Genomic DNA, 20,725 nt, shown 5'->3' with positions numbered 1-20,725 from the left:
TGGGGCGGATGAGCAGCAACGAAGACAGGCTTCTCGAGTATCTAAAGCGTGTCACCGGGGACCTTCGCCAGGTCCGGGAGCGCCTTCGCGAGGTCGAGGAGAAGGAGCAGGACCCCATCGCGATCGTCGGCATGGCGTGCCGGTATCCGGGCGGGGTGCGTTCGCCCGAGGACCTGTGGCAGCTGGTGGTCTCCGGTGGTGACGCGGTGGGGGAGTTCCCGGCGGACCGGGGCTGGGACGTGGACGGCATCTACGACCCGGACCCGGACGCGTCGGGGAAGACGTACACGCGCCGGGGTGGATTCCTATACGAGGCAGGGCAGTTCGACTCCGGGTTCTTCGGGATCAGTCCGCGTGAGGCCGTGGCGATGGACCCGCAGCAGCGCCTGTTGCTGGAGACCACCTGGGAGACGTTCGAACGGGCCGGCATCGACGCGGAGTCGGTGCGGGGGAGCCGGACCGGTGTCTTCGTCGGCTCCGGCTACCAGGACTACGCCAACCTCCTGCTGGGGGTGGTCGGCGAGTCCGACGGCCACCTCGGGACCGGCAACTCGGCCAGTGTGATGTCCGGCCGCATCGCCTACACCTTCGGCCTGGAGGGGCCGGCGGTCACCGTCGACACGGCATGCTCGTCGTCGCTCGTGGCCCTGCACTGGGCGATTCAGGCGCTGCGCAACGGCGAGTGCTCCATGGCACTGGCCGGCGGTGTGCAGGTGATGACCACGCCCACCGCTTTCGTGGAGTTCAGTCGCCAGCGCGGGCTGGCCGCCGACGGCCGGTGCAAGGCGTTCGGCGCCGGCGCCGACGGCACGGGTTGGGCCGAAGGCGTCGGCATGCTCCTGGTGGAGCGGCTGTCCGACGCCCGCCGCAACGGGCACCGCGTGCTGGCGGTGGTGCGCGGCAGCGCCGTGAACCAGGACGGTGCGTCCAACGGCCTGACCGCGCCGAACGGCCCGGCGCAGCAGCGTGTGATCCGGCAGGCCCTGGCATCGGCCGGCCTGTCTCCTGCCCAGGTCGACGCGGTGGAGGCGCACGGCACGGGCACGCGGCTCGGCGACCCGATCGAGGCGCAGGCGCTGATCGCCACGTACGGCAGTGAGCGGCCGGAGGGACGGCCGCTGTGGCTGGGCTCGCTGAAGTCGAACATCGGCCACTCGCAGGCCGCGGCCGGTGTCGGCGGCATCATCAAGATGGTCATGGCGATGCAGCACGGTCTGCTGCCGCAGACCCTGCACGTGGACGAGCCGACGCCGCATGTGGACTGGTCGGCCGGTGAGGTCCGGCTGCTGACCGAGGCCATGCAATGGCCGGAGTCGGACCATCCGCGCCGTGCCGCCGTGTCGTCCTTCGGCGTCAGCGGCACCAACGCCCACACCATCATCGAACAGGCCCCGGCCCACGACGAGGAGACCGCAGCCGAGGAGCCTGCAGGGGCTCCCGCCGCCGGCCCGCTGGCCTGGGTGCTCTCCGCCAAGAGCGACGCGGCGCTGCAGGCCCAGGCGGCCCGGCTGCTGTCCTTCGCACAGGGCGAGGCCCGGCCCGAGGACGTCGGGCTGTCCCTGGCCACGACCCGGGCGGCGCTGCGCCACAGGGCCGCGGTCGTGGGGGAGAGCCACGAGGAACTGCTTCTCGGACTCAGGGACCTGGCCGCAGGGACCCCCTCGTCCCGTGTGCTGCTGGGACGCCCAGCCGCCGGCAAGACCGGCTTCCTCTTCTCGGGGCAGGGTTCGCAGCGCATCGGCATGGGCCGTGAGCTGTACGCGGCGTTCCCCGTCTTCGCCAAGTCCTACGACGAGGTGTGCGCACAACTGGACGCGCCGGTCGACGTCGATGCCGAAACGCTTCACCAGACCGGGTGCAGCCAGCCCGCCCTCTTCGCGGTCGAGGTGGCGTTGTTCCGGCTCCTCGAATCCTGGGGCACGCGGCCCGACTTCGTCGTGGGCCACTCCGTCGGCGAGATCGCGGCCGCGCACGTGGCCGGCGCGCTGTCGCTCGACGACGCGGCGAAGCTGGTGTCCGCCCGCGCCCGGCTGATGCAGGCGCTGCCGGCCGGCGGCGTGATGGTCGCCGTGCAGGCCACCGAAGAGGAGGTTCTGCCGCACCTCACCGACGGGGTGGCCGTCGCCGCGGTCAACGGCCCCTCATCGGTGGTGATCTCCGGTGAGGAGACGGCAGCCCTGGCGATCGCCGCGGCCTTCGCCGAGCAGGGCCGCAAGACGTCGCGGTTGAAGGTCAGTCATGCGTTCCACTCGCCGTTGATGGATCCGATGCTGGAGGAGTTCGGCGAGGTCGTCCGCGGCCTGACCTTCGAGGAGCCGCAGCTCCCCGTCGTCTCCAACGTCACGGGCCGGCTCGTCGAGGCCTACACGGCCGAGTACTGGGTGCAGCACGTGCGCGAGGCGGTCCGCTTCGCCGACGGTGTGCAGACCCTCAGCGACCTGGGCGTGACGACGTTCGTGGAGATCGGCCCCGGCGGTGTCCTGAGCGGGATGGCACAGGGCTGCGTCGACGGTGCCGTCACCGTACCGCTGCTGCGTGCCGACCGTCCCGAGCGCCAGGCGCTCGTCACGGCCCTCGCGCAACTGCACACCCACGGCGTCCCCGTGGACTGGAGCGTCTTCTTCTCCGGTGCACGGAAGGTCGACCTGCCGACGTACGCCTTCCAGCACGAGCGGTACTGGGTGGACGTGCAGAAAACCACTGCCGCCGCCGCGGTGGTGGACCCGGTCGACGCGGAGTTCTGGGAGACCGTGGAGCGCGAGGACCTGCGCGCCCTCGCCGAGACCCTGGACATCGGTGCCGAGGACGCGTTCAGCGCCGTTCTGCCGGCGCTGTCGTCGTGGCGGCGGCAGCGCAAGGAGCAGTCCACCGTCGAAGCCTGGCGCTACCGCGAGTCGTGGAAGCGCTTGGGCGAGCTCGCTCCGGCCGGCATCGGCGGCACCTGGCTGCTGGCCGTGCCGGAGAAGGAGAACGAGCAGATCGCCGCGGTCCGCACCGCGCTCACCGCCCGCGGCATCGATCCGAAGACGCTGGTCGTCGGTGCGGCGAGCGACCGCGCCGGGCTGGCCGGGGAGCTGGCCGGGCTCGGTCCGGTCGACGGCGTGCTGTCCCTGCTCCTCACCGGCGACCCCGTGCTGCCCACCCTGCTGCTCGTCCAGGCGCTGGGCGACGCGGGCGTCGACGCCCCGCTGTGGTGCCTCACCTCGGGCGCGGTGGCCGTGAGCAGCTCCGACGCCCTGCGCAACGCACGGCACAGCCAGGTCTGGGGCCTGGGCCGGACCGTCGCCCTGGAGCTGCCCCGGCGCTGGGGCGGCCTGATCGACCTGCCGGAGACCCTCGACGAGCAGGCCGCCGTGCGCCTCGCCGAGGTGCTGGGACAGGCGCAGACGGGCGGGTGGGAGGAGGACCAGCTCGCCGTCCGCGCCTCCGGCGTCTTCGCCCGGCGGCTCGCCCATGCACCGGCCCGCCCGGCCGCCGGCCGCTGGCAGCCCCGGGGCACCGTCCTGATCACCGGCGGTACGGGTGCGCTGGGCGGCCACGTCGCCCGCCGGCTGGCACGCGACGGCGCCGAACACCTCGTCCTCACCAGCCGCCGGGGCGCGGACGCGCCGGGCGCCGCCGTACTGCGCGCCGAGCTGGAGGCACTCGGCGCCCGCGTCACCGTCGCCGCGTGCGACGTGGCCGACCGCGACGCCGTGGCGGCCCTGCTCAGCAAGCACACCTTCACCGCCGTCGTGCACACCGCCGGAGTCGCCGACGCCGGCATGGTGACGGACACGACCCCGGCCGCCTTCGCCGCCGCGCTCGCCGCGAAGGCCGGCGGCGCGGCCCACCTGGATGAACTGCTGGGCGATCAGGAGCTGGACGCCTTCGTCCTCTTCTCCTCCATCGCCGGCGTCTGGGGCAGCGGCGGCCAGGCCGCCTACGCGGCCGGCAACGCCTTCCTGGACGGGCTCGCACGGCAGCGCCGCGACCGCGGCCTCACCGCGACCGCCGTCTCCTGGGGCCCCTGGGCCGACGGAGGCATGGTCGAGGACGGGGAGGACGAGGAACGGCTGCGCCGTCGCGGGCTCCGCGCGATGACCCCCGCATCGGCGATCACCGCCCTGCAGCGCGCACTCGACCGCGACGAGATCCTGCTGACCGTGGCCGACGTGGACTGGACGCGCTTCATCGCTCCGTTCACCCTCGGCCGACCCAGCCCGCTGCTCGGCGACCTCCCCGAGGTGCGCGCGACACTCGCGGAGGGCGCCCCCGAGGGGGGCCGCGGTTCCGGGGCCCTCGCCGAGAGCCTTGCCGGGTTGTCGCACGACGACCGGGAGCGCGCCCTCGTGGACCTCGTGCGCACGCACGCCGCCGCCGTCCTCGGCCACCGCGGAGCGGCCGCGATCGAGGCCGACCGGTCCTTCCGGGACCTCGGCTTCGACTCCCTGACCGCGGTGGAACTCCGCAACCGGATCAACGAGGTGACCGGCCTGGCCCTGCCGATGACCCTCGTCTTCGACCACCCCACGGCCGCCGACCTCGCCGCTCACCTGCTTGCCGAAGTCACCGGCGGCAAGGACCAGGAGGCCACGGCCTCGGCGGCCGCCGCGGTGCTGGACGAGCCGATCGCCATCGTCGGCATGGCCTGCCGCTACCCCGGCGGCGTGCGCTCGCCCGAGGATCTGTGGGAGCTGGTCGCCTCCGGCCGCGACGCGATCTCCCGGTTCCCCGGCAACCGCGGCTGGGACGTGGAGGCGCTCTACCACCCGGACCCCGACCACCCCGGCACCACGTACACCACCCACGGCGGTTTCCTGCACGACGCGGACGAGTTCGACCCCGCCGTCTTCGGGATCAGCCCGCGCGAGGCCATCGCCATGGACCCGCAGCAGCGTCTGCTGCTGGAGACCACGTGGGAGGCGTTCGAACGCGCTGGGATCGCCCCCCACACGGTGCGCTCCACCGGCACCGGCGTGTTCATCGGCTCGGGCTACCAGGACTACGCCGCCCGCCCGCTCAAGGTGCCCGACGGCGTCGAGGGCTATCTCTCCAGCGGCAACTCGGCCAGCGTGATCGCCGGCCGCCTCTCCTACGCCTTCGGCCTGCAGGGCCCGTCGGTCACCGTGGACACCGCGTGCTCCTCCTCGCTGACCGCCCTCCACCTGGCCGTGCAGGCGCTCCGCAACGGCGAGTGCTCGATGGCGCTGGCCGGCGGCGTGATGGTGATGGCCGGCCCGTCCGCGTTCACGATGTCGAGCAGGCAGCGCGCGCTGTCCGCCGACGGCCGCTGCAAGGCGTTCTCCTCGTCCGCTGACGGCACCGGCTTCGCCGAGGGCGTGGGCCTGGTCCTGGTCGAGCGGCTGTCCGACGCGCGCCGGAACGGGCACGAGGTCCTGGCCGTCGTGCGGGGCAGCGCGGTCAACCAGGATGGCGCCTCCAACGGCCTGACCGCTCCCAGCGGCAAGGCCCAGCAGCAGGTGATCCGGCAGGCACTGGCCAACGCCCGGCTCGCCCCGGGCCAGGTGGACGCCGTGGAGGCCCACGGCACCGGCACCAGGCTCGGTGACCCCATCGAGGCAGAGGCACTGCTGGCCACATACGGCAAGGAGCGCTCGAAGGACCGGCCGCTGTGGCTCGGCTCCCTGAAGTCCAACATCGGCCACTCCCAGGCGGCCGCGGGCGTCGGCGGCGTCATCAAGATGGTGATGGCCATCCGCAACGGCGTCCTGCCGCGGACACTGCACGTCGACGAGCCGACCCCGGGCGTCGACTGGTCCAGCGGGAACGTACGCCTGTTGACCGAGCAGACCGCCTGGCCCGACCAGGGCAGCCCCCGCCGCGCAGCCGTCTCCTCGTTCGGGATGAGCGGCACCAACGTGCACACCATCATCGAGCAGGCCCCGGAGACCGGGCCCGCCGCCGAGGACGAGCAGGCCCCGGGAGCCCCGGAGGGTACCCCCGCCGCCCAGGCCGTGGACGTGTTCCCGTGGGCGCTTTCCGCCAAGTCCGTCGGCTCACTGCGCGAGCAGGCGCGTCGGCTGCTGAACCACCTCGACCGCACCGAAGGGCTCTCCCTGCCCGACGTCGGCCGCGCCCTCGTCACCACACGGACGCAGCTGGAGCAGCGGGCCGTGATCGTCGGCCGCGACCGGCAGGAGCTGCGCGCGGGGCTCGCGGCGCTCGCCGACGGCGAACCCGCGGACACCGTGGTCCAGGGCTCCACAACAGCCTCCGGCAAGGTCGTCCTCGTCTTCCCCGGCCATGGCTCGCAGTGGACGGAGATGGCCGGGGAACTGCTGGACGTCTCCCCGGTCTTCGCCGAGCAGGCGAAGGCCTGCGCCGAGGCGTTCGCCCCCTACGTCGACTGGCCGCTGCTCGACGTCCTGCGCGCCGAGCCGGGCGCGCCGGGCATGACCGAGGTGGAGGTCGCCCAGCCCGCGCTGTTCACGGTGATGGTGTCGCTGGCCGCCCTGTGGCGCTCCTACGGTGTGACGCCTGCCGCCGTCGTCGGCCATTCGCAGGGCGAGATCGCCGCCGCGTACGTCGCGGGGGCGCTGACTCTCGACGACGCGGCCCGGATCGTGGCCCTGCGCAGCCGCGCGCTGACCAAGCTGATGGGCAAGGGCGCGATGCTGGCGGTCGCGATGCCCGCTGACCGGGCCCGCGCGAGGCTGGAGAAGTACGGGGACCGGTTGTCGGTCGCCGCCGTCAACGGGCCCACCGCCCTGACCGTCTCCGGAGCGCCCGGTGCTGTCGACGAGCTGCTGTCGGAGCTCGAAGATGAAGGCGTACGCGTGCGCAAGGTCCGCGGCGCCACCGGCGCCGGGCATTCCGCCCAGGTAGAGGGCCTGCGCACGGAACTGCTGGAGCTGCTGGCCCCGGTCGCGCCGCGCGCGGCGGAGATCCCCTTCTACTCCACGGTGACCGGTACGGTGCTGGACACCACTGCCCTGGACGCCGAGTACTGGTACCGCAACGCCCGCCGCACGGTGGAGTTCGAGCAGACCGTGCGGACGCTGCTGGAGGACAGGCACGGGGTGTTCGTCGAGTGCAGCCCGCACCCGCTGCTGACCGGCGCCGTGCAGGAGATCGCAGAGGAGGCCGGTGCCGACGCCGTGACCGGTGCCTCGTTGCGCAGGGGCCAGGGCGGCATGGACCGCTTCCTGCGCTCCGTGTCCGAACTGCATGTGAACGGCGTGCACGTGGACTGGACGGCCCCTTTCGCCGGGCGTCCCGAACGGCGCGTGGACCTGCCGACGTACGCGTTCCAGCGGCAGAGCTACTGGCTGGAGGGCCCCGACCCGGCGCCCGTGGGCGCCGATCCGGTCGAGTCCCGGTTCTGGGAGCTGGTGGAGAACACGGACCTGCCCGGGCTCGCCGGTGAGCTCGGGGCGGACGACGCCCTCATCGGCCCGGCGCTGCCGGTGCTGTCCGCCTGGCGCCGGCGCAGCCGCGAGAAGTCCATGGTGGACAGCTGGCGCTACCGCGTCTCCTTCCGGCAGCTGACCGACCACCCCGCCCCGGACCTGGACGGCCTGTGGCTCGCCGTCCTCCCCGCCGGCCTGGCGGACGAGGAGTGGGCGCCCTGCGTCGTCGGGGTGCTCGGCGCACACGGCGCCAAGGTGCGGGTCGTCGAACTCCCCGTCGACGGTGACCGCGCGGACGCAGCGACCCGACTTGCCGAGGAAATCGGCGCCGAACAGCCCGCCGGAGTCCTCTCGATGCTCGGCCTCGCGCCCGGTCGCCACCCGGCCCACCCGACGCTGTCCGCGAGCCTCGCCGCGACCGTGACCCTGCTGCAGGCGCTGGTCGACCTGGACGTCCAGGCACCACTGTGGTGCGCGACCCGAGGCGCCGTGTCCACCGGAGCCACCGACCCGCTGCGCGACGCCGACCAGGCACAGCTGTGGGGCCTGGGCCTCGTGGCCGCGCTGGAACAGCCCCGGCGCTGGGGCGGTCTGGTCGACCTGCCCGAGGCGCTGGACGAGCACGCACTGCGCCGCCTGGCCGGAGTGCTGGCCCAGCACGACGAGGACCAACTCGCCGTACGCACCGACGGCGTCTTCGGTCGGCGCCTGGTCCGGGCGCGGGACGCCGATGCGGAGCCCGCCACGCCGTGGCAGCCCCGCGGCACCGTCCTGGTCACCGGCGGAACCGGCGGCGTGGGACGGCACCTCGCCCGCTGGCTGGCCGGCGCGGGCGCGCAGCACCTGGTGCTGACCAGCAGGAGGGGGCCCGACGCCCCCGGCGCGCGGGAACTGCACGCGGAGCTGACCGCGCTGGGCACCGAAGTCACCATTGCCGCCTGCGACATCGCCGACCGAGACGCGGTCGCGCGGCTGCTCGCCGGTATGGAGACCAGGCACCCGCTCACCGCGGTGCTGCACGCCGCCGGCACGGCACGGTCGTCCATGCTGGTCGACGCCGGTCTCGACGAGTTCGCCGAAGCCGCAGCCTCCAAGGTCGCCGGTGCCGTCCACTTGGACGAGCTGCTCGACGGCCGTGAGCTGGACGCGTTCGTCCTCTTCGCCTCCGGCGCCGGCGTCTGGGGCAGCGGCGGGCAGGCCTCCTACGCCTCCGCCAACGCCTTCCTCGACGCCCTGGCACTGCGGCGGCGGGCCCGCGGCCTGACCGCGACCTCGGTCGCCTGGGGCGGCTGGGCCGGCGGCGGCATGGTCGACGACGCGGTCCAGGAGCGCGGCGAGAAGCGGGGCCTGGGCTTCATGGCCCCCGAGCTGGCCATCTCCGCACTGCACCGGGCCGTCGAGCACGACGAGGCGGCCCTGACCGTCGCCCCGATCGACTGGGAGCGGTTCCTGCCCGCCTTCACCGTGGGACGGCCCAGCCCGTTGCTGGCCGAACTGCCGGACGTACAGCGGCTCCTGGAGGCCGAGCAGGCCGCCGACGAGGAGACCGCCGCCGAAGCGGGATTGGTCCAAGAACTCGCCGGACTCGCCCCGGCAGAGCAGGAGGAGCGGCTGCTGGAGCACATCCGCTCCCAGAGCGCCGTGGTCCTCGGCCACGCGTCGGCCGAGGACGTGCCACCCACCGCGCAGTTCCTGGAGCTGGGCTTCGACTCGCTCACCGCGATCGACTTGCGCCGGCGCCTGTCGGCGGCGACCGGTCTCAAGCTGCCCGCCGGACTGGCCTTCGACCACCCCACGCCCGCCAGGCTCGCCAAGCACCTGCTGACGCAGCTCTCAGGCGCGGGCCGCGGCGCCGCGGAGGAACGGCAGGGCGACATGCTGGTCCAGCTCTACCAGCACGCGAGCGAGAACGGGACGGCCGCCGAGGCCATGGGCATGCTGATGGAGGCGGCCCGTTTCCGGCCCTCCTTCGAGCGGCCCGAGGAACTGGCCGAACGGCCCGCTCCGGTGCGGTTCTCGCAGGGCGACCGGCACCTCGCGCTGATGTGCTTCTCGCCGTACGTCGTACCGGCCGGGGCGCACCAGTACGCGCGGTTCGCCGCACCCTTCCGCGACCGGCTGGACATGTGGGCGCTGACCCACCCGGGCTACGAGAAGGGCGAGCCGGTCCCGTCCGATGTGGAGGCCGTGCTGCGCCTGCACGCGCAGACGGTACGGGAATGCGCGGGCGGCAAGCCCGTCGTCCTGCTCGGCTACTCCTCCGGCGGCTGGATCGCCCACGGCGTGGCTGCCCACCTGGAGGCCATGGGCGAGAAGCCCGCGGCCGTGGTGATGGTCGACAGCTTCAGCCGCGAGATCCCCTTCGACCACCAGGTGCTCAACGCCATGGCCCAAGCGCAGTCGCGGCGCCTGGACTTCATGACGTCCGGCGGCGAGCAGCTCACCGCGATGGGCCGCTACATGCACCTGTTCGACGACTGGGCCGCGCCGGAGATCGCCGCGCCGACCCTGCTCGTACGGGCAAGCGAGCCCATGCCGTCGGTCGCCGCGGACGGCGACCGACGCGCGGCACCGCCCGAGCACGTGGACACGATCGTCGAAGTGGCAGGAAACCACTACTCGATGATGGAGGACCACGCCGGCACCACTGCGGCGGCGGTGGGGTCCTGGTTGGCGGACATCGTCACGGATCCGTCCGGCCCCGCCGCCCCTCTCGACGAAACGACCGCTTGACCGGCCCGCGACCACCGCGAGCACTCCGGACCAGACAGAGCAGAGGTGGGACAGAGACATGACGAAGCCGCTCTACGAGGTCGGCGAGACGCCGCCGCTCGGTGAGGTCCCGCGGCAGATGTACGCCTCGGTGATCCGGCAGAACCGCTTCGGGCAGCCGAAGCAGGCGTTCCGCACCGAGGTCGTCGACACCCCCGCGGCGGGACGGGGGCAGGTGCTGGTCTACGTGATGGCCGCCGGCATCAACTACAACAACGTGTGGGCCTCGCTGGGCAAGCCGGTCGACGTCATCGGGATGCGGCAGCGCCAGGGACAGCCGGAGGACTTCCACATCGGTGGCTCGGAGGCCTCCGGAGTGGTGTGGGCGGTCGGCGAAGGCGTCCGCAACGTCAAGGTGGGCGACCACGTCGTGGTCACCAGCGGCCAGTGGGACGAGACCGCCGAGGACATCCGGATGGGCAGGGACCCCATGATGTCGGAGAGCAGTCTGGCTTGGGGCTACGAGTCCAACTACGGTTCGTTCGCGCAGTTCTGCCGGGTCGACGAGTACCAGTGCCACCCCAAGCCAGCCGGCCTGTCGTGGGAGAAGTCGGCGGCCTTCCTGCTCACCGGGCCCACGGCCTACCGGCAGCTGTTCGGCTGGCAGGGCAACTCGGTCCGCCCGGGCGACCCCGTCCTCATCTGGGGCGGGGCGGGCGGCCTCGGCTCCATGGCCATCCAGCTCGTCAGGATCGCCGGCGGCATCCCCATCGCCGTGGTCTCCGACGAGGACCGCGCCGAATACTGCTGCCGCCTCGGGGCGGAGGGCACCGTCAACCGCCGCGACTTCGACCACTGGGGCCGACTGCCCGATGTCGGGGACGCCGAGGCGTCGGCGCGGTTCCTGCGCGGCGCGCGCGGGGTCGGCAAGAAGATCTGGGAGATCCTCGGCGAGCGCAGATCCCCGCGGATCGTGCTGGAGCACAGCGGCCAGGACACCCTGCCCACGTCGATCTACCTGTGCGACAACGCCGGCATGGTGGTGATCTGCGGAGGCACCTCCGGCTACAACGGCGACGTCGACCTGCGCCACCTGTGGATGCGCTCCAAGCGCCTCCAGGGCTCGCACTACGCCAACGCCCGCCAGTGCCGCGAGGTCATCGAGCTGGTCGGCGCCGGCCTGCTCGACCCCTGCCTGTCCGCCTGCGAGGGCTTCGAGGACGTCGGGCGCATGCACCAGATGATGCACGACAACGTGCACCCCTCCGGAAACATGGCCGTCCTCGTGAACGCGCCCCGGCAGGGCGAAACGACGCTCGAACTCCCAACCGCCTGACCGTTCCCGACGTACGCACGTCCTCCCCCGACCAGCAAGCGCAAGGAGAGTCATGTCCCAGCCCACCGCCGGCGCCCCCGCCGTCCCCAGGGTCCGCAGCTGCCCGTTCCTGCCGCCGGACGGCATTGCCGACATCCGGGCGGCCGCACCGGTGACCCGGGCCACCTTCACCAGCGGCCACGAAGCGTGGCTGGTGACCGGCTACGAGCAGGTGCGCGCCGTGCTGCGCGACCCGTCGTTCAGCGTCAACGTACCCCACGCGCTGCACACACAGGACGGGGTCGTCACACAGAAGCCCGGCCGCGGCAGTCTCCTGTGGCAGGACGCCCCTGAGCACACCGACGACCGCAAGCTGCTCGCCAAAGAGTTCACCGTCCGGCGCATGCAGGCGCTCCGGCCGAACATCCAGCGCATCGTCGACGAACACCTCGACGCCATCGAGGCCCAGGGCGGCCCGGTCGACCTGGTGAAGACCTTCGCCAACCCGGTGCCGTCCATGGTGATCTCCGACCTCTTCGGCGTCCCGGCCGAACGGCGGGCGGAGTTCCAGGAGATCGCCGAGGCGATGATGCGGGTCGACCAGGACGCCGCCGCCACGGAGGCCGCCGGCATGCGCCTGGGCGGACTGCTCTACCAGCTCGTCCAGGAGCGCCGGGCCGACCCCGGCGACGACCTGATCTCGGCACTGATCACCACCGAGGACCCCGACGGCGTCATCGACGACATGTTCCTCATGAACGCGGCCGGCACCCTGCTGATCGCGGCCCACGACACCACCGCCTGCATGATCGGCCTCGGCGCGGCGCTGTTGCTCGACCGCCCCGACCAGCTGGCCCTGCTCCGGGAGGACCCGTCACTGATCGGCAACGCGGTCGAGGAGCTGCTGCGCCACCTCACCATCGGCCAGTTCGGCGCCGAGCGCGTCGCCGGCCAGGACGTGGAGATAGGCGGCGTGCGCATCGCCAAGGGCGAGCAGGTCGTCACGCACGTCCTGGCCGCCGACTTCGACCCCGCCTTCGTGGTGGACCCGGAGCGCTTCGACATCACCCGCCGCCCCGCACCGCATCTGGCCTTCGGCTTCGGCGCACACCAGTGCATAGGCCAGCAACTCGCCCGGATCGAACTCCAGATCGTCTTCGGGACCCTCTTCCGGCGCTTCCCGACCCTGCGCCTGGCCAAGCCCGTGGAGGAACTCCGCTTCCGCGACGACATGGTCTTCTACGGCGTGCACGAGCTGCCCGTCACCTGGTGACCGCCGGTGCTCCCTGGGCGACCTCGGGCCCCGTGCACCGCTCGGCAGAACGGCCGGGAACGCCGGTGGTCGCCCTACGGGGGTACGTAGCCTGCGGCCGTGAGACTCCGCATCGAGGCCGCCAGGCCGCAGCGACCTCGTTGCGGCCGCGGCCGTGCACCGACCGCTCCCTGACCCTCGTACCACCACCACCGCCGTCGTCGCGGCCGCGGCCCCCGTTCACCGAGGCCACCGTCACGGATCACGATGACGGGTCGTACTCGGCCACGTGGCACGCGCCCGGTGTCCGGTCGGTGACCGTGCACACCAACGGCCGATCGGTGGCGCACGGCGGTGAGAGGGAGACGGCGACGGTGCGCGGCCTGCCCGGTCGGCCGACCGTCAGTGGTTCCGGCTCGTGCCCGACCAGGGAGCCCCGCTGACCCTGCGGACCGCTCTGTCGACCTGGACGGCGCACCCAACCCGCGTGACGGGCGGATACCGGACTGAGCTCGGGCGCATGGGCATCCGCGCCGATCACGACGTGCGCTCACCGGAGGAGCGGGTGAAGGCCCCCGACCGACTCCCGCTGCGCAACCTCCCGGGCAGCAGCGCTCGCCGAGCGCAGGCGGGCGCGTGCGGCCGAATCCATGCCTGCCGGCAGGCGCCGGGCGGTGGGAGTGGAGGCGGCCGGACCGAGCACGTCCGCCTGGTCCCGCGGCAGGGCGAGGTCCGCCATCGCCTCGCCGCCGCCGGCGAGTACCACCGCCGGACCGACCGCGACCCGCCCGGGGCGTGCCCGATACCACGCGGTCGCGGCCTGCGCAGCGCGTCCGCCAAGGCGCCGGTCAGGCCGGTGACATCGGCCGGCAGGCGGGATCCGGCGTGGCTGATCACCCCGCGGCCGTCGGCAGAGACGACGACTTGGGACGCGACCCGGTGGTGTGCACGCAGAAGTGTCTTCTCGCTGTGGTGACAGAAGTGCTGGACAAGCCTCATCACCCCAGCTCAGAAGGCACTTTCGCGTTTCCGCCCCGGATCCGGACGCCGCCGCAGGTGAAACGCGGAGGCTAGGACGCTGCCTTGACGTCCTCGGCGATGATCCGCTCGATGTTCCGCTCGGCCAGCGCCGTGATCGTCACAAAGGGGTTGACTCCGATGGAACCCGGTATGAGCGCACCGTCCGTGACATAGAGGTTGCGGTAGCCCGCGACCCGGCCGTACACGTCGGTGGCTTTGCCCAGGACGCAGCCGCCGAGCGGGTGGTAGCTGAAGTCGTCGGAGAAGTTCTTCAGCTGCGGCCCGAACAAGTCGTAGCGGTACGTCGTCGCGTTGGCCTTGTTGATCCGGTCGAAGAGCGACTTCGCGGCGTCGACCGCGGGCGTGTTCTGGTCCCGGGTCCAGCGCAGCACGGCCCGGTCGGTGGCCTTGTCGTAGACGAACGTGCCGCGCTCGGGGTTCTTGGTGATCGCCAGATAGAGGCTGACCCAGGTCTCCAGGCCGGCCGGCATCGGCGCGATCTCTGCGAAGACCGGGGCGGCGGGGTTGTCCCAGTCGTCGATGCCCAGGGCGGGGATCGAGGACTGGTGGGCCCCTGTGGGGCTCCAGACGTGGTTGGCCCGGCCGGTCATGATGTTGCCGTTGGGGCCCCAGCCCGCTCCGACCTCGGCGTTCAGGTCGGGCAGCGCGCCGGTGTCCCGGGCGCGCACCAGCAGCTCGGTGGAGCCGAGACTGCCGGCGCCGAGGAACAGATGGCGGCAGGCGATCTCCTTGTGGACGACGGCCGTGCCGTCGGCGTCGATCTGGTCCACGGACAGCACATAGCTGCCGTCCGGCTGCTGATGGATCGCCTTGACATGGTGCAGGGTCTCGATGGTGACCTTGCCGGTGCCGAGCGCCGCGGCCAAGTAGGTCTTGTCCAGGCTCTGTTTGCCGTGGTTGTTGCCGTAGATGACCTCGCCCGCCAGCGCGGACTTGGGCACCTCACCGGCCGCCTCGCGCCGCATGTGGCCGAAGTCGTAGACATTGGGCACGAAGGTGGTGCTCAGGCCCGCCTTACCCGCTTGTTCGCGCGAGACCCGCGCGAACTTGTACCACTCCGTCTCCTCGAACCACCCCTTGTCGATGTGGTTCACCTTGAGCATGGAGTTGGCGCGCGGGAAGTACCGGTCGTACATCTCTGCGGCGTCCACCCGCGGGAGGACCTCCTGGAAGTACGAGCGCTTCGGCACGACGGCCATACCGCCGTTGACCAGCGAACCGCCGCCCACGCCCCGCCCCACGTACACCGACATCTGGTCGTAGTGCACCTTGTCCAGCACTCCCGCGTACGGGTCGATGTCCCGGTTGATCACATCCAGCCACAGGAACGAGCCCAGCGGGGCCTCGGTGCGCGACTTGAACCAGCTGGAACGCCGGTCGGGCTCGAGCATTCCGCAGAAGACGTTGCCGTCGGCGGCGGGCGTGTTCCACAGCTGGCCCATTTCGAGCATGAGCGTCGGAATTCCGGCCTCTCCGAGCCGCAGCGCGGATACCGCGGCTCCGTATCCCGTACCGATCACCACGGCCGGTACGAACGAGCCGCTGCCGCCCTGCGGATTCCTCTTGTCGGCGGCCGCCGCCCGTGGGGCGGCGGAAATCGTGGTCATTCCGGCGACGGCGGCGCCGCTGAGGGCGGCCAGTCCCAGCAGACGGCGCCGTGACAGGTGCTGGTTCTCAAACATGCTGGTAGTACCCGACCTTCGCAGACAGGATCCTCCCCCGCGGGGCTGTTCCGCGGGGCCGCTCCGGCAGTGGTTGCGGGCCTTGTCGACCAGCCCGAGCCGCCGGGCTCCACCATCCTGATCAATAAAGACTGGGGGATATGCCAGAGATTCGGAGGCAGTTGCCCGGCTGAAATGCGATGCCCCATCCGGAGCGGCGGTCCCTGGAATTCGTTCGGGGCCGGTACGCCCGGGCCGCGCAGTTTCGCCTGAACCTCAGTGACATGCGGGGCGGGTGAGGTTTGCCCTAACCTCGCCGCTGCGCGAGTTCGCGGGATATGAGGGACACGACCGCGGCCTGCTGCCCCGTCAGGAAGAAGTGCCCGCCGGGCAGCACCTCCAGTCGGAAGGAGCCGTCGGTGTGCCGCTCCCAGGCCGTCGCCTCGTCGATGGTGGTGCGCGGGTCGGCGTCGCCGGTGAGAGCTGTGATGGGGCAGCTCACGCGGCGCTGTCCGTCGCAGCGGTACTTCTCGATCGCCTCGTAGTCGCCACGGATGGCCGGCAGCGCCATGCGTAGGATCTCCTCGTTGCCCAGCACCCCCTGGTCGGTACCGTCAAGGATCTTCAACTCAGCGATGATGCCGTCGTCGTCGCGCCGGTGGACGCTCTCCGCGCGATGGGTGGAGGGCGCCCGGCGCCCCGACGTGATCAGGGCGCGGGGCGCGGCTCCTGAGCCCTTCTGCTCCAGTCGCCACGCCGTCTCGAAGGCGAGGACGGCCCCCATGCTGTGACCGAAGAACACGGTCGGTTTCTCGTCCAGTTGGAGGAGCCTGTCGGTGATCCGGTCAGCCAGTTCCCCGATGTCGGTGACACAGGGCTCCAGCCTGCGGTCTTGTCGGCCGGGATACTGCAGGGCGATGACGTCGGCGCTGGAGGAGAAGGCGGTCGACATGGGCAGGTAGAAGCTGGCCGACCCGCCGGCGTACGGGAAGCAGACCAGCCGGGGGGCGTTGTCGGGCGCCGGGTGATATCGCCTGACCCACCTGGCCAGGTCGTCGTCCATGCTGTTCAACAGCTCGGGTCCTTTCTTGCTGGGGAGCAGCGACAGGGCAGCGGGGCTGCGACGGTGCGCGTACTCAGTCCTTGTGCACGGTGATCGCCGGGCCGGGACACGGGTCGGCGGTACTGTGCACCGCGTCCCGCTCCGACGCGGCGGGCCGTGGTGCCCGTTGAGCCGCACGTGCCGCCGGACCGGCAGAGACTCGCGGGTCATGTCGAAGCCGGCTGCGTCGCCCGGCTGGTCTCCTGTGGGTCGGTCGGTCCGGTACCCCGGCCGCCTGCCGCGGAGGGCGGGACGGTTGCCTTCGATACTCGGCCAGGGGCATCCGGGAAAACCCTAGAAATGTCGCCCCCGGGAGGCACGCACAGCCTTGCCGCGCCCCGGCAGGCGGGCGCCCAACAAGGTCAGCAGCGGTTCTGCCTGAAGGGCGGTCTGCTCGAGCACGTCGTCAGGGTCGGACACCGCGGTGATGACGGGGCCGATGGGGGAATCCGACCCGGCGAGTTTCGGGAAGCCGGGCGAAGGGGTTCCACTTGCCGCCAGTCGAATCAGGCCAGGATGCGGTCGGCGGGCCGGTCTCCTGTGCGGTCCGGCGCGAGGGGAAAGCGTTTCCTCGATGGGATTCCAGAAGGGGAAACCGCGGCCGGAAGTTGAATCAGGAAATTTTCAGGAGCGGGAGTGTCGTTCCCGGAAGATTACTTGGAAGTCTGCACTGAGCGGACTTGTCCGGGTGGTTGATTGACGGAGAGCCGGTGCCGATGAGTGGATGCGGGCCGAAAATGAATGGCCGGATCGCGTCGCGTTCTCGGGGGATGGGTCAAAGCTTCGGGAACAGTACCTGCGTGGTGGGCGCCGAAGTCGTTCAGACGGTGTGTGTTGATTGTCACGTCGAGCCCTTTGATCCCTCGACCCCTCTGAATTCGTTGTGGGAGCTGCCGGGCGGCGCCGTGCCACGCCCTGGCGGGAGGGCGGCCGATTTCCGGAACGCCGACGGCGCGGAATCGTTCTTGTCGTGGAGCTCGTGGCGCCCCCGTTGCCGAGGCCGAGGTCCGCATTGCATCCCTATGCAATCTCATGGTCTGCACCGGGAATTCCTTAGACTTCTTCAGCTGGAAGATCAAGATTTATGACTGTTCGTCACCTTTGTCGTAGTTTATAGAATCAGGATTAGTGAGGCGATGACGGGAACTTTCATGACGGCGTGCCCCTGCTATCACGGCTCCTCAAGGGAGGTATCCTCCGGAACCAGGGGGGTGCTCCGGCGGTCCTCGCAAGCTTGCGCAAATATCCTTCGTGCTGTTTGGGTGCGCTGCTCACCCGGGCGGCAATTTGCTGCAAATTCGCGAGATGGTCGGTCGCCGAGCAGTGTTGTTCAAACGTGTGTTGAGGGTGCGAGGGGGTTGCGTGGTTAACCATGGAAAAATACTGCAGCACGACGTAATGCTCGGCCGCGACAATGAACTGGCGGCACTCGTCGCACGGGTGACCGCCGCGCGCCGCGGCGATACCGGATGCGCGATCCTCACCGCGCCCTCCGGCCTGGGGAAGAGCGTTCTGCTCGACTCGCTGCTGCGTACGCCCGTATGCCGGGGCATGACGGTGCTGCGCGGCCACTGGGGGGAGACGACCGGAGGGGCCGGGGCGTATTCCGGATTACGGGCCTTGTTCGCGGCGACGGGCACGCAGGCCACACACCGCAAGGAGACAGACGGGGGTGTCGGTCATCCGGCTGAGTTCCTGCCCCGACCCGGGGGAGCACAACGGTTCAGCCTCCCCTCCGCTTACCCGGTGTTCCGCCGACTCCACGGCCATGCCTTACGTCTGATGGCGCATCGGCCACTCGTTCTCACGCTCGACGACGCCCACGACTGCGACGAACACTCCTTGCGCTGGCTGGATTTCCTCCTACGGAGGGCGGCCGGGTACCCCTTGCTGGTCCTCCTTGCACGGCGTTCCGAGGCCCGCCTGCGAGCCCCCGAGGCCTGGGCCGGCCTTCTTGCGCAACCCGCGGTGTCCGTGATGGACCTCGGGGCTCTCGGTACCGACGCCGTCGGCAGCCTGGCCGAGCAGGTCTTCGGGACACCGGTGCACCCGCGACTGGCCCGGGACGTGGCCGCGGTGACCGGCGGCAACCCGCGGACCGTTGTACGACTGCTGCGCGAACTGCGACGCCGGGGTGCCGGCACGGACGAGTCGGTCGCGCGCCAGGCGGTGGAACTGGGCGCTCGCATGGCGGCCAGGTCGGTGCGGCGCGTGCTCGCCCGTGAGCGCGCCGAACTGCGTGGCGCCGCGGCTGCCGTTGCGCTGCTCGGCACCGAACCCCTCAAGTACGTCGCGGCCCTGGCGGACGTGGATCGCGCGTCGGCCGAGGAGGCGGTGACAGCGCTGCGCCACGCCGGAGCCCTGTCTCCCGATGGCGCGGAGGTGGTGCACGACGCCGTACGGGACGCGCTTCTCGAGCCGCTCAGTGTCAGCCAGAGGGCAGAATTGCACGCGCGCGCCGCCCTGCTGCTCAGCGACGCCGGCAGCCCGACCGAGCAGGTGGCCCGGCACCTGATGGAGCTGCCCCAGGTCGACGAGCCGTGGATGGCGGCGGTACTGCGGGATGCCGCTGCCTGGGCCGAGCAGCGCGGCGCCTTCAGCGACGCGGCCGGTTTCCTGCGCCGAGCCCTGGAGGCGGAGCCGGACGACGCCGAAGTCCGACTGCGACTCGCGCTCGCCGTGACCCCCACCGACCCCCTGGCTGCGGCTGCGCTGTTCCGAGCGGCACTCGCCGACGTCACAGAAACCACCGCACGAGCCAGGATCGCGATCCAGTACGCCATGGCCTGCCTGGCCGTGCCCCTCCCGGCCTCTTACCGGGCGGAACTGCTGGAGGCCCTGGAAGCCGCCCGGGACACCCTCACGAACGACTCGCACACCGACGTACACCTGCGCGACCAGGTGGCGACCGTCCTGCTGCTCATCGGACGGCGCAGAACCGACACAGCGGGCCGGGAACCCCGCGGCCCCGTAACAGCGCCGCACCAGGTGCGGACCGGCCTCAACGACCCGCTGCAGACAGCGGCACTCGGCGCATTGCACGACGCGTTGTCCGGCCACTCCCGGGAGAAGGCGGTGCGCGAGGTCCGCCGGGTGCTTGCCGCCGCCCCCCTCAAACAACCACTTTGGCTTCAGGTCGTCGCCGCTGTCACCCTCGCCCTCGCCGACGAGACCGCGGATGCGCACGCCGCACTCGACACCGTGCTGCGCCGCACTGCCGATGAACCGACCTCCTGGACCCGCGTACTTGCACTGACCACACGATCCACTCTGCTGCGCCGCGACGGCGCCGTCGTCGACGCCACTGCCGTGGCCCGCGAGGCGATCGACGCGGTGGGCGAATCGGGCAGCGACGCGTGGATGAGGAAGGCGCGTGCGGTGTTGGCGTCTGCTCTCGTCGACCAGGGTGAGCCCCAGCGGGCGGAGCGCCTGCTGGACGGGGTCGGTCGCGCCGAAACGAGCGGCTCCGCCATCGAAAACCAGCTGTACCTGTACGCCCGGGCTCGGGCCCGCTGGGCCGCCGGTCATCCCGCGCAGGCCCTTCGGCTGCTGCGCGAGTGCGGGTGGGCGCAGGAGGCTGCCGGTGTGGTGAATCCCGTGGTCACCCCTTGGTGGGCGGAGGCCTGCCTCATCCTCGCGGCCATGCGCCACCCTGCCGACGGCAGGGAACTCGCCGACCAGGGAGCTGAACGCGCCCGCCGCTGGGGAACGCCACGCGCCCTCGGCCTCGCCGCGCTCGCACGGGGTGTGCTCACTGCGGGCCGGGCAGGCATCGATCTGCTCGCCGAGTCGGTGCACCACCTGTCCCGCTCACCCGCTGTGGCCGAATGCGCCCGGGCTGAATACGCCCTCGGCCGAGCCCTCCTCATGCACGGCGATGTGACCACCGCCCGGGACCGGCTGCGCAGAGCGGCGAGCCTGGCCGGTGGCTGCGGCGCGCTCACGCTGGCGGAGTCGGCCGGCAACCTGCTGGTCACCGCCGGAGGACGGATGCCGGGCGCCACCGGTAGGCCGACCGGGGGCCTGCTCACCACGACCGAGTTCAAGGTGGCCGGACTGGCGGTGTCCGGAGCGAGCAACCGCCAGATCGCACAACGGCTGTTCGTCACCGTGCGGACCGTCGAGTCCCATCTGACCAATGTCTACCGCAAGCTCGGGGTGCGTCGACGGGACGGGCTCGTCGTCGCCCTGCGAGCCGTCCAGGGCCGCTCGATGCAGCTCCCGGGCGAATCAGTGCTGGAGGGAGCGTGAATGTCCCCCATGCGGAAGACGCGCCAGGGACGAAGGGGC

Annotated in this window: 6 protein-coding genes; 4 read left to right on the top strand and 2 right to left on the bottom strand. The window is 71.6% G+C overall.

What is annotated here, in order from left to right; all coding sequences use genetic code 11:
* The first annotated feature begins 8 nt into the window (after positions 1-8).
* The 3 genes from IE198_RS04305 to IE198_RS04295 are packed head-to-tail and all read left to right on the top strand — an operon-like array spanning position 9 to position 12,652.
* Entirely contained in the window at positions 9-10,085 is a 10,077-nt protein-coding gene (locus IE198_RS04305; protein WP_189882699.1) for a type I polyketide synthase, read from the top strand.
* Positions 10,086-10,143: 58 nt separating this feature from the next.
* Positions 10,144-11,400 (top strand): crotonyl-CoA carboxylase/reductase, encoded by a 1,257-nt coding sequence (gene ccrA, locus IE198_RS04300; RefSeq protein WP_189882697.1) that lies wholly within the window; start codon positions 10,144-10,146, stop codon positions 11,398-11,400.
* Positions 11,401-11,452: 52 nt separating this feature from the next.
* Positions 11,453-12,652 (top strand): cytochrome P450, encoded by a 1,200-nt coding sequence (locus IE198_RS04295; RefSeq protein WP_189882696.1) that lies wholly within the window; start codon positions 11,453-11,455, stop codon positions 12,650-12,652.
* Positions 12,653-13,701: 1,049 nt separating this feature from the next.
* Here the strand turns inward: IE198_RS04295 and IE198_RS04290 are convergent.
* Positions 13,702-15,354 (bottom strand): GMC oxidoreductase, encoded by a 1,653-nt coding sequence (locus IE198_RS04290; RefSeq protein ID WP_189882694.1) that lies wholly within the window; start codon positions 15,352-15,354, stop codon positions 13,702-13,704.
* A 286-nt stretch (positions 15,355-15,640) separates the two neighbouring features.
* Positions 15,641-16,405, bottom strand: a complete 765-nt coding sequence (locus IE198_RS04285) for a thioesterase II family protein (protein WP_308426779.1) — start codon at positions 16,403-16,405, stop codon at positions 15,641-15,643.
* Between the two features lie 1,335 nt (positions 16,406-17,740).
* Between IE198_RS04285 and IE198_RS04280 the strand changes: the two genes are divergently transcribed.
* On the top strand, positions 17,741-20,686 hold the full coding sequence (locus IE198_RS04280) for an AAA family ATPase (RefSeq protein WP_308426785.1): 2,946 nt from the start codon (positions 17,741-17,743) through the stop codon (positions 20,684-20,686).
* Positions 20,687-20,725 lie beyond the last annotated feature (39 nt).

This window comes from Streptomyces xantholiticus, assembly GCF_014651015.1.
Classification (GTDB): Bacteria; Actinomycetota; Actinomycetes; order Streptomycetales; family Streptomycetaceae; genus Streptomyces; species Streptomyces xantholiticus.
Note: the sequence above shows the minus strand (reverse complement) of the source record. Positions and strands in the feature narration are given on the sequence as shown.